The organism is Pseudomonas sp. MWU13-2517 (genome assembly GCF_023242545.1).
In the GTDB taxonomy this organism is placed as follows: Bacteria; Pseudomonadota; Gammaproteobacteria; order Pseudomonadales; family Pseudomonadaceae; genus Aquipseudomonas.
The window spans coordinates 35263-49236 of the sequence record NZ_JALMFA010000023.1; the positions used below are offsets into that span (position 1 = coordinate 35263).

Annotated in this window: 14 protein-coding genes and 1 tRNA gene; 9 read left to right on the forward strand and 6 right to left on the reverse strand. The window is 61.0% G+C overall.

Features of this window, described 5'->3' with window-relative positions; translation table 11 throughout:
- Positions 1-31: 31 nt before the first annotated feature.
- The 6 genes from pgeF to M5B97_RS26245 all read right to left on the reverse strand — a co-directional run bounded on the left by pgeF (position 32) and on the right by M5B97_RS26245 (position 5459).
- A complete protein-coding gene (pgeF, locus tag M5B97_RS26220; RefSeq protein ID WP_248733100.1) occupies positions 32-757 on the reverse strand; it encodes a peptidoglycan editing factor PgeF in 726 nt (241 codons plus the stop codon).
- A 21-nt stretch (positions 758-778) separates the two neighbouring features.
- Positions 779-2608, reverse strand: a complete 1830-nt coding sequence (gene ggt, locus M5B97_RS26225) for a gamma-glutamyltransferase (protein WP_248733101.1) — start codon at positions 2606-2608, stop codon at positions 779-781.
- A 35-nt stretch (positions 2609-2643) separates the two neighbouring features.
- On the reverse strand, positions 2644-3423 hold the full coding sequence (locus tag M5B97_RS26230) for a PhzF family phenazine biosynthesis protein (RefSeq protein WP_248733102.1): 780 nt from the start codon (positions 3421-3423) through the stop codon (positions 2644-2646).
- A 96-nt stretch (positions 3424-3519) separates the two neighbouring features.
- Positions 3520-4353, reverse strand: a complete 834-nt coding sequence (locus M5B97_RS26235) for an EamA family transporter (protein WP_248733103.1) — start codon at positions 4351-4353, stop codon at positions 3520-3522.
- A gap of 122 nt (positions 4354-4475) precedes the next feature.
- Positions 4476-4552: transfer RNA gene (locus tag M5B97_RS26240), tRNA-Met, on the reverse strand.
- A 355-nt stretch (positions 4553-4907) separates the two neighbouring features.
- A complete protein-coding gene (locus M5B97_RS26245; RefSeq protein ID WP_123714444.1) occupies positions 4908-5459 on the reverse strand; it encodes an RNA polymerase sigma factor in 552 nt (183 codons plus the stop codon).
- Positions 5460-5722: 263 nt separating this feature from the next.
- Between M5B97_RS26245 and sctW the strand changes: the two genes are divergently transcribed.
- The 9 genes from sctW (at position 5723) to sctS (ending at position 13970) form a co-directional block, all read left to right on the forward strand.
- Positions 5723-6787 carry a type III secretion system gatekeeper subunit SctW gene (gene sctW, locus M5B97_RS26250; RefSeq protein WP_248733104.1) on the forward strand — a complete coding sequence of 355 codons (1065 nt, stop codon included), beginning with the start codon at positions 5723-5725 and terminating at the stop codon, positions 6785-6787.
- On the forward strand, positions 6784-8877 hold the full coding sequence (gene sctV, locus M5B97_RS26255) for a type III secretion system export apparatus subunit SctV (protein WP_134658868.1): 2094 nt from the start codon (positions 6784-6786) through the stop codon (positions 8875-8877). The genes sctW and sctV overlap by 4 nt, the downstream gene beginning before the upstream one ends.
- Before the next feature lie 34 nt (positions 8878-8911).
- Positions 8912-9811, forward strand: coding sequence for an FHA domain-containing protein (locus M5B97_RS26260; protein ID WP_248733105.1), 900 nt, complete (start codon positions 8912-8914; stop codon positions 9809-9811).
- Positions 9808-11166 (forward strand): FliI/YscN family ATPase, encoded by a 1359-nt coding sequence (locus M5B97_RS26265; protein ID WP_248733106.1) that lies wholly within the window; start codon positions 9808-9810, stop codon positions 11164-11166. Before M5B97_RS26260 ends, M5B97_RS26265 begins: the two co-directional genes overlap by 4 nt.
- On the forward strand, positions 11153-11581 hold the full coding sequence (locus tag M5B97_RS26270) for a YscO family type III secretion system apparatus protein (protein ID WP_248733107.1): 429 nt from the start codon (positions 11153-11155) through the stop codon (positions 11579-11581). Before M5B97_RS26265 ends, M5B97_RS26270 begins: the two co-directional genes overlap by 14 nt.
- A gap of 74 nt (positions 11582-11655) precedes the next feature.
- Complete coding sequence (locus tag M5B97_RS26275) at positions 11656-12039, forward strand: type III secretion system HrpP C-terminal domain-containing protein (protein WP_248733108.1); 384 nt, start codon at positions 11656-11658, stop codon at positions 12037-12039.
- Complete coding sequence (locus tag M5B97_RS26280; protein ID WP_248733109.1) at positions 12036-13049, forward strand: FliM/FliN family flagellar motor switch protein; 1014 nt, start codon at positions 12036-12038, stop codon at positions 13047-13049. The genes M5B97_RS26275 and M5B97_RS26280 overlap by 4 nt, the downstream gene beginning before the upstream one ends.
- Positions 13046-13699 (forward strand): type III secretion system export apparatus subunit SctR, encoded by a 654-nt coding sequence (gene sctR, locus M5B97_RS26285; protein ID WP_123714451.1) that lies wholly within the window; start codon positions 13046-13048, stop codon positions 13697-13699. Before M5B97_RS26280 ends, sctR begins: the two co-directional genes overlap by 4 nt.
- Before the next feature lie 7 nt (positions 13700-13706).
- Complete coding sequence (gene sctS, locus M5B97_RS26290) at positions 13707-13970, forward strand: type III secretion system export apparatus subunit SctS (protein ID WP_134658856.1); 264 nt, start codon at positions 13707-13709, stop codon at positions 13968-13970.
- The last annotated feature ends 4 nt before the right edge of the window (positions 13971-13974 follow it).

The window sequence follows — 13974 nt, forward strand, 5'->3', positions numbered from 1 at the left end:
AGACTTGAGAATATCGCGTGTAAGTGCTCTCTCACCGACCTGAGCGAGCGATCCACGAATAGATCAACGTCTTCGCCTCCTGCGGGTTATGAGTCCTTCGGCGGTAGCTGGCGAACGTGGGCGATGTGCAATAAGTGCACACCTCACTGACTTCGATCTGCTCACGCTTAAGCCCCGCCGCCAGCAGAAGCATCACCCCATACCCGCTCAAATCAAACCAGGCGCTTCCCGCTTGCCTGGCATACGGCGGTGCAATCTCGGATGGCAGCAATGGCGACGGTTGCGTAAAGCGCCATGGTGCCAAGCCATCACGCCACAGGTGGCCTTGATCCATCTGGAACTGCCCGATAAACCCCTCACTCACCTCATAACAGCAGGGCTTGATCGACGGCCCGATGGCTACCCGCAACTGGTCCACGGCAAAGCCTTCGGCGGCAAAGCGTTGCACCGCGTTTTCGATGATCCCGCCCTGCAAGCCCTTCCAGCCGCCATGCACAGCGGCAACCATTGCGCCGTTTTTGGAGGCGATAAGCACCGGCAGGCAATCGGCCGTAATCACCGCAATCGGCTGATGTGCGCGGGTGAACACACCATCCGCCTCAATGGTGTTGGCCACCTGATCGACCTGCCATTCAATCACCGAGGCGCTGTGCACCTGCTTGCAGATGAAAACACCTTCTGGCCGTAGCGGATCGTTGATCGAGCAAAAACCATGGTCGACGCCGGGTACGGCGCCGAGATTGTCTGCCTGCTGCACAGCATCTCTCCGTTGAAAAAGTTAGTCGCCGAGCGCTTCGCCTTCGCGTCGAGGGTCCGCGCCGCCGCTCAGCGTCGTCTTGCCCTGGGCATCCCGCGTACGCACGATGGCCTGGATGCCGCTGGTCATATCAATCTCGCTCAACGAGTGGCCTTTGTCCTTCAACGCCTGTTTCAATCCCTGGCTGAACAGGCCGGCCTCCAGTTCGGTCGCGCCATTGCGGCTGCCGAAGTTGGGCAGGTTGATGGCGGCTTGCGGGTCGAGCTTCCAGTCGAGCATTGCCACCAGGGATTTGCTCACGTATTCGATGATCTGTGAGCCTCCCGGTGAACCCACCGCGGCCAGCAACTCACCGCTCTTGCGGTCGAACACCAAGGTCGGCGCCATGGCCGAACGTGGGCGTTTTCCCGGCTCGACCCGGTTGGCCACCGGCTGGCCGTTTTCTTCGGGGATGAACGAGAAGTCAGTCATCTGGTTGTTCAACAAAAAGCCCTGGACCATCACGTGCGAACCGAACGCCGCTTCCACCGTGGTGGTCATCGATACGGCACCGCCGAGGTCATCCACTGCCACCACTTGCGAGGTGGAGATGCGCAGCGGCGAGCGGTCCGGCGCGTACGCCACCTGGATACCCGCGGGTTGGCCCGGTTTGGCGATGCCCATGCTGCGCGCGCCGATCAGCGTCGCGCGTTGTGCCAGGTAGCTCGGTGCGACGAGGCCCGCGAGCGGGACGGGTGTGAAGTCTGAATCGGCCACATACAGTGCGCGGTCGGCAAAGGCCAGGCGACCGGCTTCCGCGAGCAGGTGCACGGCTTCCGGGGTGGGCTCAAGACCGGCAGGCGAGGCGCTTTTCACGGGTGTCATCGGTGCGATGGCCAGGCGAGGATCGCGGGCTTCCACGGCCTGCAACGTGCCGAGGATTTGCGCAATCGCGATTCCGCCCGAGGATGGCGGCGGCATGCCGCACACCTGATACTGCTTGTAGTCGGTGCACAGCGGTGTGCGTTCCTTGGCGGCGTAGTTCTTGAGGTCGGCCTGCGACAGGCTGCCCGCATTGCGACTGCCCTGGACCTTGCGTGCGATCTCGTCGGCGATCGGGCCGTGGTACAGCGCGTCCGGTCCTTCCTTGGCAATGCGTTTGAATACGTTCGCCAGTGCCGGGTTTTTCAACAGCGTACCGGTGGCTTTAGGTGTGCCATCGGCATTCAGGAAGTAGGCCGCCATGTCAGGCGACTGCGGGATGTAGCGGTCGGCGGCAATCAGCGCGTGCAAGCGTGGGGAAATCGCGAAGCCTTGCTCCGACAACCGAATGGCCGGCTCGAATAACTTGGCCCATTGCAGGTGGCCGGTTTTCTTGTGTGCCATCTCCAGTGCGCGCAAGACGCCCGGCGTGCCGACCGAGCGCCCACCGATCTGCGCCTCGGGAAATGCCATGGGCGTGCCGTCGGCCTTCAAGAACAACCGCTCGGTTGCACCCGCCGGCGCCGTTTCGCGACCGTCATACGCGTGCACGGTTTTCCCATCCCAGAGCATGATGAACGCGCCGCCGCCGATGCCGGACGACTGCGGTTCCACCAGGGTCAGCACCGCCTGCATAGCGATCGCCGCATCGATGGCCGAGCCCCCTTGGCGCAACATCTCGCGCCCGGCTTCGGCCGCCAACGGGTTGGCGGCGGCGGCCATGTGGCGCTGGGCGTGTTGCGTCGCAAGATCGGTGCGGTAGCCCGAGCCTAGCTCCGGTGCCGGAGGCTGTTCATTGACGGGGGTGTGACAGCCGGCCAGGGCGAGGGCTGCGGCAACCATTGACAGTTGACGGCGGGAAATCGAAAGCACGCGCTGAACTCCGTTCATTGTGAGAATGATCTGTTGTCCTTGGGTGACTGCTTTTACAGGAAAATCGTACCTTTCAGGTAGAGCGCCGCGTACCCGGCGATAATCACGCGGTCGCCCTTGAGTTCGCAACGCAGTTGCCCACGGCGCTTGCCTCCTTGTTCGGCGGTCAATTGCGACTTGCCCAGGCGCTCGGCCCAAAACGGCGTCAGCGAGGAGTGCGCAGAGCCGGTGACAGGGTCTTCATTGATACCGACGTTCGGGCCGAACCAGCGGGAAATGAAATCAAACCGCGTGCTTTTGGCCGTTACTGCAATGCCGCGTCTGGGCAGGCCCTTGAGGCGGGCGAAGTCTGGCGTCAGCGCGGCGACCTGGGCTTCGTCGTCCACCAGCACGATGTAGTCATCAGTGCCATACACCTCGGCGTGCTCAATCCCCAATGCGTCCAACATTCCGGCCGGCGGCTCACAGCGCTCGGGTTGCTTGGCAGGGAAATCCATCGCCAGTTCGTCGCCATTGCGCGTCACGCGCAACTCGCCGCTGCGGGTGGCAAAGCGCAACACATCAGGTGCACCCGCCAACTGGTGAATCAACACCCACGCCGCCGCCAGCGTGGCGTGTCCGCACAGGTCCACTTCGACTTCTGGGGTAAGCCAGCGCAATTCATAAAACCCATCTCGGGGGACGAAGAATGCGGTTTCCGAGAGGTTGTTCTCGGCGGCGATATTGTGCAATTGCTCATCGGTCAGCCATTCCGTCAGCGGGCAGACCGCCGCCGCGTTGCCGCCGAAGGGCTGTTGGCTGAAAGCGTCGACCTGGTAGATATCCAATTTCATCGTGACCACTCCGTGCAGGGGAGGCAGGACACTAACAGTGGGCCCGGAGAGCGTCAAAATACAAATACGGAGTTTTTTTGAGCGCATGAGCTGCACTCAGCCCAAGCGCAATACCATCGCCCCGGCGGCAATGATGCAGGCGGCGAGGATGCGCGCCCGCGTCACCTGCTCTTTGAGTACCCATGCGCAGATCACCACGCCGAACAGGATGGAGGTTTCCCGGAGTGCCGACACTGTCGCGATCGGTGCGGCAGTCATTGCCCACAGGGCCAGGCCATAGGACGCGACCGTGCCGAAGCCGCCCACCACGCCAAGGTGCCAGTGGCGCTTGACGTAGTCACGAAATACGCCGCGTCGTGTGGCCAGGGCCCATGCGAAAAGCGGAATGCCGGTCAGCAGGAATATCCACAGGGTGTACGCCGCCGGCGCGCCGGATTTGCGCACGCCAACCCCATCGATCAGGGTGTAGCCCGCGATCACGCCGGCATTGATCAAGGCCAGGACCATGCCCTTTCTCTGACCTGCCGAAGGGACGGTGGCCATGCTCAGGATGCCGAGGGAGATGACGGCGATTCCGAGCCAGGCAAATGCCGACAACGACTCGGACAACACCAGCACGCTCACCGTCGCCACCAGCAGTGGCGCGGTACCGCGCATGATCGGGTAGGTCTGGCTCATGTCGGCCAGGCGGTAGGTCGAGGCGACCAGGGCGAAATACAGCACTTGGAAAATCACTGATGCGCCTATGAACGGCCAGCTTTCTCTCGCCGGAGGCTCCAGGAACGGGACGGCCGTCAACGCGATCAGCGAGGCGACTGAGGCGATCATGCAGGTGGTCAAGAGCTTGTCGGCGCCACCTTTGACGACGGCATTCCAGGTGGCGTGAAGTGCCGCACCCAGGAGGATGATGACGAATACATTGAGGCTCATGAATGGGCTACCGGCTGCGCTCAAGGCTAGGGTGTGGGCTCTGGACCGCAGCGAGTATGCCTCAGTACTTTTCGACAGGCATAAAAAAACGGCCTACCTTTCGGTAAGCCGTTTTTAGTACTTGGTGGCTACACAGGGACTTGAACCCCGGACCCCAGCATTATGAATGCTATGCTCTAACCAACTGAGCTATGTAGCCAAGTGGCGCGCATTATTCGCGCAGAACGGGAATGCGTCAAGCATTTTTATTGAGATTTTTTCTACGCTTTCAACTGTTTAACGAAAAATGGGCTAAACGGCGACGAGTGGTGGGTTGGCCGGCGGGCTTATATCGGTGAAGACCGAATATGAGAGGGCAGGCTGATGCGCGGTTTTGGCGGGATGAGCACGACCGGGCCGGGCGCCTGGGAAATCTCGCAACAGGGGATGCGTGTACAGGCTGCCCGCGTTCTCGTCGTTGCCTGGGGGACGGGCGTTCTTGCCGTCGCACATGAAAAGGCTTGATCGAGTTGGGCTGATATCCCTGTCGCCCAACAATTGCCAGCTAGCCTGGCTTAAGGTCGCAATGGCGTATGGGTAACGCGCTTGAGTTGTTCACGTGCCCGCGACAAGCGCGAGCGAACAGTGCCGATGGGGATGTCCAGCGCGTCGGCGGTGTCCTGATAGCTGCCATCGGTCTCCAGTGAGGCATATAGGGTTTTGCGCATTTCCTGCGGCAGGCCCTTTATGGCTATGAGGGTTTTTTCCAGTCGGCGATTGATCTCGAACTCCCAGTCCAGGTTGCGGCTGTCCTCCTGGCCATGCCACAGCGCCTCGTCGAATTCGCAATGTACCGGTTTGGCATACAGGCGCCTGAAGTGGTTGCGAATCAGGTTTTGCGCGATTCCACACATCCAGGTGCTGAGTGTCGCCTGGCCGCTGTAGCGCTCCCGATTGCGCCAGGCTTCCAGGTAGGTGAGTTGCAGAAGATCGTCCGCATCTTCCGGGTTGAGCACACGTTTATGAATGAAGCGCCGAAGTTTTTTTTGCTGGTCGTCCGTCAGGTGGAGCATGAATTGAGGCGAGCTGCCAACAAGGTGAGCGAGGGCACCAATAGGGATATCCATGATTTTTTCCTCAGGGTGGACACGGTCGAAGTGGTTCGACGTGAACCCCTTTTGCACTGGCTGTGCCAAAGGAAAAAATTACTTAACTGATTGATTTTTAAATAAAAATATATTTATTCCCACCGGGTCTTGTGCAGTTGCTTGCAAAAAGACCGGACGCCGTTGTGCGGGTCTTTTCAAAAATGCCGCAGGGGTGATTTCGATGGAACTGTATGGCGAGCGCTTGCCACATAGGGACACAAACTTCCTGTCCTGGCCCGCCCATGAAAGTCGAACCCTTCAACGATGTGCAAGCGATCCCGACCACGGATCAACCCCGCATCAGCGCCGCTCAAACGCAGGCCGGTGCGGCGGGTATCGACGACATTGCCCAGATATTCAGCGAGGAAGTGGCGCTCAATGGAATAGCCCTGGGGCGTCGGTCGATTGGACGGCAGGTCGCACCGATCGAGCAGATCACTCAGCTCTATGAACAGCTGGGTCATCCTGGCCAGGCGACATTGGCAACCGTTGCTCGTCACGTGCGGATGCAACTGTTGCAGCAGTCGGGTATCGACACATTGCTTGAGCTGACCGGTCGTGATCCGGCACGCACGTTTGTAGTTCTCCAGCGCGTGGCGGCCGAGGCGCAAGCCGAAGCGCGCAAGGTCGAGGCCGCCCTGGCGCGAGATGCAATCGCGAAGCTGGAAATCCGCTTCAAGCGGGAAATCCAGGCCGGGCTGAATATCGCACTGACCCTGCAGCACGCCAGCGATGACCCGCAGGAACGCCAGGCGGTGCGTGCGTTGTATTACGCCAGTGTGGTCATGCGCCAATCCTTGGTGTTGATGATGCAATCGTTGCTCGGGGTGTACGGTGGCGAGCAGTTTGGCGCCGGGCTCAACCTGATGCGCCGGGCCTTGGCCGACGATATCGCCGCACACACGCCCTCGGTCCCCACGGCGCAACTGCGCACCTTGCTACTGGGTCTGCAGAGCTGTAGCCAGCTGGGCGGGGCGTTATCCAATTGCCAGGCGTTGATCCGGCGCCTGGATACCGGGCTGGATGCGGTGAGCCTGCTGCAACGGCTGTTGGGCTACGCCGGCACCGGTATCGAATCGGCAGAAGTCCAGCGGCTGGCCTGCGATTTTGGTGGTGCGCTACCGGCTGCCCAGTTGGTGTCTCTCAACGGCTTGTACCCGGTGATGCAGCGTTTGCCCCTTGCCTTGTGGCGTGACAGCCGCGGGCGTCAAGAGGCTCTGCACAACATCTTGCTGGTGATGGACGAATTCACCCGTGCCGAGCGCGGTCATTCGCACTTCGAGAGCGAGTCGAGGAGCCAGCAGTGACGGTGCTGGCCTCCATCAACGCTGTGCTGCTCAAGGTGGCGCAGCGTGCTGAGGTGTTAGGCGCGGTGGTGGTCATGGCCATCGTGTTTATCTTTATCGTGCCGTTGCCCACCTGGCTGGTGGATATCCTGATTGCACTCAATATCTGTATTTCCTGTCTGCTGATCGTGCTGGCGCTGTACCTGCCTGGGCCGTTGGCGTTCTCATCGTTCCCATCGATTTTGCTGCTGACCACTATGTTTCGCCTGGCACTGTCGATTGCCACCACGCGTTTGATCCTGCTGGAGCAGGATGCGGGTGACATTGTCGAAGCCTTCGGGAATTTTGTGGTGGGCGGTAACCTGGCGGTGGGCCTGGTGATTTTCCTGATCCTGACCCTCGTCAACTTCCTGGTGATTACCAAGGGCTCCGAACGGGTCGCTGAAGTCGCTGCCCGCTTCAGCCTGGATGCGATGCCGGGCAAGCAGATGTCGATCGACAGTGATTTGCGCGCGGGGCTGATCGACGGAGGGCAGGCGCGGGATAAGCGTGAGCAGTTGTCCCGTGAAAGCCAGCTGTTCGGGGCCATGGACGGCGCCATGAAATTCGTCAAAGGCGACGCTATTGCCGGGTTGATCATCGTGCTCATCAACCTGCTGGGTGGTTTCTCCACTGGGATATTCCAGCATGGGATGAGTGCGGGCGAGTCGATGGCGTTGTATTCGGTACTGACCATTGGCGATGGTCTGATCGCACAGATTCCCGCGCTGCTGATCTCCCTGACCGCCGGCATGATCATTACCCGTGTGGCCCCGGATGGACGCAAGGGCGCCAATAACATGGGCGCCGAAATTGCCCGGCAGATGACCAGTGAGCCCAAGAGCTGGATGATCGCCTCGGTGGGCATGCTTGCTTTCGCCGCACTCCCGGGCATGCCCACGGTGGTGTTTATTCTGATCTCGCTGATGACCGGCAGCCTGGGCTACTACCTGGCGCGTCAGCGACAGCGCGAGGCTGCCCCGCCTGCTCAGGCTGAAAAGGTGGTGCGCCCCGAGGAGAACGGTGACGAAGACCTGCGCGGCTTTGATCCGTCGCGCCCGTATCTGTTGCAGTTCCACCCGACGTTGTACGCAACGCCGCAGGTCATCGATATCGTTCATAAAATCCGTCAGGCCCGAAATGCACTGGTCACGAGTATCGGTTTGACGCTGCCGCCGTTTGAAGCCGAATTCGATGACTTGCTGGCGCCCGACGAGATGCGCTTTTGCGTGCATGAGGTGCCAGTGATGGCGGCGACCCTGAGCGATCGGATAGCAGTCGAATACGCGTCGCTGACACCTCCGTTGGAGCGAGGCGAAAGAGGGCTTCCCGAGCGCGATGAACAGGACTGGTTGTGGCTCGCTCCCGATGACCCCTTGCTGGACGATCCCCTGGTCGAGCGTTTCAGTGCCCAGAGCCTGATCATCGAGCGTATGACGCGAGCGATGATGCTGAGCGGGCCACGGTTCCTGGGTATCCAGGAAAGCAAGGCGATCCTCAGTTGGCTGGAGCACAACCAGCCGGAACTGGTACAGGAACTGCAACGTATCATGCCGCTTTCGCGGTTTTCGTCGGTGTTGCAGCGCTTGGCCGGCGAAGGCGTGCCGTTGCGTGCGGTGCGTTTGATCGTCGAGTCATTGATCGAATACGGCCAGCATGAACGCGAGCCGGATGCCTTGGCCGATTACGCACGCATTGCGCTCAAGGCGCAGATCTACCATCAGTACAGCGAGCCCGATGGCCTGCATGCCTGGCTGCTGTCACCCCACACTGAAAACATCCTGCGCGAAGCGCTGCGCCAAACCCAGAGCGGAGTGTTCTTTGCCCTCGACAACGAGAGCAGTGCGGCCCTGATCAACCTGCTCAATCAGGCATTTGTGGCGCGCCCTAAGAGCAAGAGCGTGATGCTGGTGGCACAGGATCTACGCAGTCCCTTGCGCACCTTGCTGCTGGACGAATTCAGCCATGTGCCGGTGCTGTCTTTTGCCGAGTTGGGGAGTACTTCCAAGGTCAAGGTGCTGGGGCGTTTTGATCTGGGCCAGGACGAATTGATGCGCGGGGCGCTGGCATGACCCCGCCGTTAATGCTGACGCGACAGGTGCGATGATGTTCGAGCTGCGGGTGCTGGAGGGTCTGCAAAAAGGCGCTGCTCTGCCGTTGTTTGGCGAGCAATGGAGCCTTGGCGCCCACGCGGACGCCGACCTGTTGTTAAGAGACCCGGGTATCACCGAGAACCACGCACGTTTGCAATTGATCGACGGGCATTGGTCGGTGCAGGCCGAAGCAGGACTATTGCAAGACAGCGATGGGCAAGTGCTGGCGCAGATCGGCAACCTGGCATTCAACACGCCTTTTGTGATCGGTACCGTTCGCTTGTGTGTGGCGCCTGCCGGTCAGCCTTGGCCGCAGGCGCCGGTTGACAGGCCAGCGCAGGTGGCGTCGATGCCCGAGCCCGCCAGGCGGCTGTTGCTGTCTTCGATCTCTACGTCGCAACAGAAGCGTTTGATCAGCCTGGTGTTGCTGTGCGCTGTGGTCATCGTTGCAATCGGTATCGTCTCGACAGCGGGGCGCGGGGCGCAAGCGTCGCTGATGCCGCCCGTTGAGCAAAAACAGGAGCTGGGTTCGCCCTTCGAGGCGCGACAGCAGTTGTTGAAGATGCTCAGCGAGCGCGAGTTGGCACAGCGGGTCAGCTTGCAAGTGATCAATGGCCAGATTGTTCTCAACGGTGATGTTTCCCAGGAGGACGTCGAGCTGGTCGCACGCATGCTCAGCCGTTTCGCCGAGCAGTTCGACACCGCCGTGCCAGTGATCAGCCGCGTGCAGGTACGCGACAACACGCTCCCATTCAAGATCCTCCAGATCGTGGGGGGCGCCAGCGGCCACGTCGTGCTGGAGGACGGACTTCGGTTGTTCGTGGGCGACGAACTGGATGGCCTGCGGCTGGTGTTGATCGACAACAACAAAGTGATTTTTGACGGTACGCAACGTTATGAGGTGCGCTGGTGAACGACTCGATACAGGCGCGCCTGGAATCATGGCGGCTGAGCCAGTCACAAGCACTGACCCGCTTTGCGCCCGTTTCGATGCGCGGTCGGATACAGCGTGTGAACGGCATGCTGCTGCAATGCCGGCTGCCCGACGCACGTATCGGCGACTTGTGCCAGGTGGAGAAAAAACCGGGTGATTGCATGCTGGCCGAAATCATCGGGTTCGATCAGCAGGACGCCGTGCTCAGCGCCCTGGGCAACCTGGAGGGTGTGCGTGTAGGTGCCAGTGTCGAGCGCCTGGGTGTGCCGCACCGGGTGCAAGTCAGCGAGGCGCTGCTGGGGCAGGTGCTGGATGGATTTGGTCGACCTATTGCGGGTGACGGTCCCAGTGCCTTTGTCGCAAGCGACACGCTCGATGCCAGCACGGTGTTGTGCGAAGCACCGTTGCCGACTGAGCGGCCGAGGATCCATCGGGCGCTTGCCACGGGGGTGCGTTCGATCGATGGTCTGTTGACCCTGGGGGAGGGCCAGCGCGTAGGACTGTTTGCGGGTGCCGGTTGTGGCAAGACCACCTTGTTGGCGGAGATCGCCCGTAACGTGGACTGCGATGTGATTGTGTTCGGCCTGATTGGCGAGCGAGGTCGCGAACTGCGTGAGTTTCTCGATCATGAGCTGGACGACGCACTGCGCGCCAAGGCCGTATTGGTCTGTGCCACCTCCGACCGTTCCAGCATGGAGCGCGCCCGCGCCGCCTTCACTGCAACCGCACTGGCCGAAGGGTTTCGACGTAAAGGCCAGCGGGTGTTGTTGCTGATCGACTCCCTGACCCGGTTCGCCAGAGCCCAGCGCGAGATCGGCCTGGCAGCCGGCGAACCCCTGGGGCGTGGTGGCTTGCCGCCGTCGGTGTATAGCTTGCTGCCGCGGTTGGTGGAGCGGGCCGGGCTGACCCGGGACGGTGTCATCACCGCCATTTATACGGTGCTGATCGAGCAGGACTCGATGAGCGACCCGGTGGCGGATGAGGTTCGCTCACTGCTCGACGGTCACATCGTGTTATCCCGCAAGCTGGCCGAGCGTGGTCATTATCCGGCGGTGGATGTGCTGGCCAGCTTATCGAGGATTCTGAGCAATGTGGCGGAGCCTGGACATATCCGGGCCGGCACCGCGTTGCGGCGTCTGTTATCGGCGTATCAGCAGATCGAGCTGATGCTCAAGCTGGGTGAGTATCAGCCCGGCAGTGATGCCTTGACCGATATGGCCGTGGACAGCCGTCAGTCTGTCGATGGTTTTTTGCGCCAGGACCTGCGAGAGCCATCACCTATCACGACGACCCTGGAGCAACTGACGGAGCTGACAGCGTATGTCCCCTTCTGACTCACTTATCGCTGAAGTCGAGACACTGCGGCGCTTGCGCCGGCATCGCGCTGATCGTGTCGAGCGAGCCTTGAGCGCCGCCCAACGAGCCCAGCGAACCCTGCTCGAACAGATCGAGCAGGCGCAGCAGACGCTTGAGCACACTCGCCTCGAAGAGGCCAGGCAATGCGCGCAACTGTTCAATCAGCACCAGGGGCAGGTGATGACCTTCAAGGCGCTGAAAGACTGGGGCGCCCAGGAGCGCAACCTGTCGGCCGGCACATTGCGTGAAGAGGGCCAGTTACAAGCCTTGCATGAGCAAAAGACGCAGCAGGCGGTGCACATCAGCAGCGTGCAGAAGCAGGTTACCCACTGCTTGCGCGAGGTCGAAAAACTTCAGGAGCTGGCCAGGTTATTGACTCGAGAGGAGACGTGACGCAGGTGCCGGCGGACAAGGTCGAGCGTTCGCGCCCGCGTGAGCTTCGTGATACGCGTGAGGCAGGGGCAGGCGTGGTTATCCCTGAAGAACACGGGCAATTGTTCCGCCGGTTGTTCGTGGATGAGGGTGAGCCCAAGAATTATGGGAGCCACGCTGCGGCGGGACGAAGCGCTGCCGCAGAGATTGGCATGATCCAGACATTGGCCGAACAGTTGGCACCTCGGATACACGGCGCTTCGCAATGGCCGCTTGAGGCGACGCTGTACTTGCCTCGGCTGGGGCGGATCCAGGCCCGCATCCGACGAGAACACAACACTTGGAATGTTGAATTGGACGCGGAGCACGACACGACGACGCGTTGGCTTAGTGGCGTGCGGCAACGCTGCGAGGATCGGATCGCCCAGGCTGTTGGCGAGCCGGTCAGCCTGCATTTGGTACACCTGGAGCGCACATGATGATGCCACCTCTGGCCTTGCGCGCGGTCGAGGGTGACGTGGTCGCGGCCCTGCGTCGGTTGGGCGGCGGGCTACGCATGCCGTTTGAGGTCGACGGCCAGAGTGGGGCGTTGCAGCTTGAACCCGCGTGTGCGCCGGAGGGCGTCACGCCGTTGTGTTTTGAGACGGCCTGTGGGGTCCTGGCGTTCGGTGAGCCTTCGCCGCAGCTCAGCCTCTTGGGCCAGTGCCCAGTGACACTGGCCCAGGCTGGCAATGATCCGGACTCCTGGTTCTGGGCCTTGTTTGAACACCACCTGAGCCCACAGGTTCGAGCGTTATTCGGCTCCCTGCGTTTGTCACCCACGGTGCCCGCGTTGGACTTCGGTTGCCGGCTGTGGGTAAGCCTTGGCGCGTCCAGGGTGGCGGGCTATCTGTGGATGTCTGCGCAGAGCTTTTTGGCACTGTGCGAGGCGGGGCCTTGGCAGCCGACAGCCGCGCCGATGCCTGATCGGTTTCAACTGACGCTCGCGGTCACGCTGGGGCGTTTGCGTTTGTCGATCGCGCAGGTGTGCAGCGTCCGTGAAGGCGACGTCGTGCTACTCGAACACTCCTATTTTCAAGTGCAGGGCAACGGTTACTTGCCCGTCGGTAAGCAGCGCCTGCACGGGCGCATTGACGACGCACACGGGCCGCTGTGCCTGACCGTGAGTTCAATTGAGGAAACAACTGTGGACGAAGATTTGGCTGTTCATCACGCCCCGGAGGCGGGGGACGATCGACCGGTGACGGATGTATTCGGTCATGAGCCATTTGATGAGTTGAGCATGGCGCTCAATGTACGCTGTGGCACGCTGAACCTGAGCCTGGGCGAGTTGCGCAATCTCGCCCCCGGTGCCGTGTTGGGGATCACCGGTTACGCTCCCGGCATGGCCGGGCTCTACTATGGCGATCGGCCCATCGGCCAGGGCCAACTGGTCGAGGTTGATGGGCGGCTTGGCCTGCAGTTGTCCCGTGTGGTGTTCTCCCGATGACCTTCCAGGGGGTCGACCCGCTCGTTCTCGCGCTGTTTCTGGGGTCGTTGTCGCTGATGCCGATGTTGTTGATCGTCTGCACGGCGTTCTTGAAGATCGTCATCGTGCTGATGATTACCCGCAACGCCATCGGCGTGCAGCAGGTGCCGCCGAGTATGGCGATCAATGGCATCGCCCTGGCGGCGACGCTGTTTATCATGGCGCCCGTCGGCTATGAGGTAGCGCAGACGCTCAAGACGTCACCGCTGGATTTGAGCAGCGTGCAGACCATGCAGGAGACCGGCCTGGTGGCCATCCAGCCGTTGCGCACGTTCATGCAGCGCAATACCGATCCGGATGTCCTGACTCACCTGAAGGAAAACAGCGCACGCATGTGGCCGGCGGAAATGGCCCAGCAGGTCCAGCGCGAAGACTTGATCCTGTTGATGCCGGCCTTTGTTCTTTCGCAGTTGCAGGCGGGTTTCGAGATCGGCTTCCTGATCTACATCCCCTTCATTGTCATCGACTTGATCGTTTCCAATCTGCTGCTGGCGTTGGGCATGCAGATGGTCTCACCCATGACCATCTCCCTGCCGCTCAAGCTGCTCCTGTTCGTGCTGGTGTCCGGCTGGTCGCGGCTGCTCGACAGCCTGTTCCTTTCTTATCTCTGAGTGGCCTATGGAACCGATCGTGCTGTTCAAGCAAGGCATGTTGTTGGTGGTGGTCCTGTCGGCGCCGCCCTTGATTGTGGCGGTGGTTGTCGGTGTGCTGACCTCGTTGATACAGGCGCTGATGCAGATACAGGATCAGACCTTGCCCTTTGGCATCAAGTTGGTGGCGGTTGGCGTCACCTTGATACTGACCGGGCGTTGGATTGGGGTGGAGTTGATCCAACTGATCAACCTGACGTTCGACATGATCGCCCGTTCGGCACTCCACTGAGGTT

What these genes read in the sequence shown, in the direction of transcription:
- ggt (WP_248733101.1), bottom strand. Translation starts at nt 2,608, where the DNA reads ATGAACGGAGTTCAGCGCGTGCTTTCGATTTCCCGCCGTCAACTGTCA.
- M5B97_RS26230 (WP_248733102.1), bottom strand. Translation starts at nt 3,423, where the DNA reads ATGAAATTGGATATCTACCAGGTCGACGCTTTCAGCCAACAGCCCTTC.
- M5B97_RS26235 (WP_248733103.1), bottom strand. Translation starts at nt 4,353, where the DNA reads ATGAGCCTCAATGTATTCGTCATCATCCTCCTGGGTGCGGCACTTCAC.
- M5B97_RS26245 (WP_123714444.1), bottom strand. Translation starts at nt 5,459, where the DNA reads ATGGATATCCCTATTGGTGCCCTCGCTCACCTTGTTGGCAGCTCGCCT.
- sctW (WP_248733104.1), top strand. Translation starts at nt 5,723, where the DNA reads ATGAAAGTCGAACCCTTCAACGATGTGCAAGCGATCCCGACCACGGAT.
- M5B97_RS26260 (WP_248733105.1), top strand. Translation starts at nt 8,912, where the DNA reads ATGTTCGAGCTGCGGGTGCTGGAGGGTCTGCAAAAAGGCGCTGCTCTG.
- M5B97_RS26270 (WP_248733107.1), top strand. Translation starts at nt 11,153, where the DNA reads ATGTCCCCTTCTGACTCACTTATCGCTGAAGTCGAGACACTGCGGCGC.
- M5B97_RS26280 (WP_248733109.1), top strand. Translation starts at nt 12,036, where the DNA reads ATGATGATGCCACCTCTGGCCTTGCGCGCGGTCGAGGGTGACGTGGTC.
- sctR (WP_123714451.1), top strand. Translation starts at nt 13,046, where the DNA reads ATGACCTTCCAGGGGGTCGACCCGCTCGTTCTCGCGCTGTTTCTGGGG.
- sctS (WP_134658856.1), top strand. Translation starts at nt 13,707, where the DNA reads ATGGAACCGATCGTGCTGTTCAAGCAAGGCATGTTGTTGGTGGTGGTC.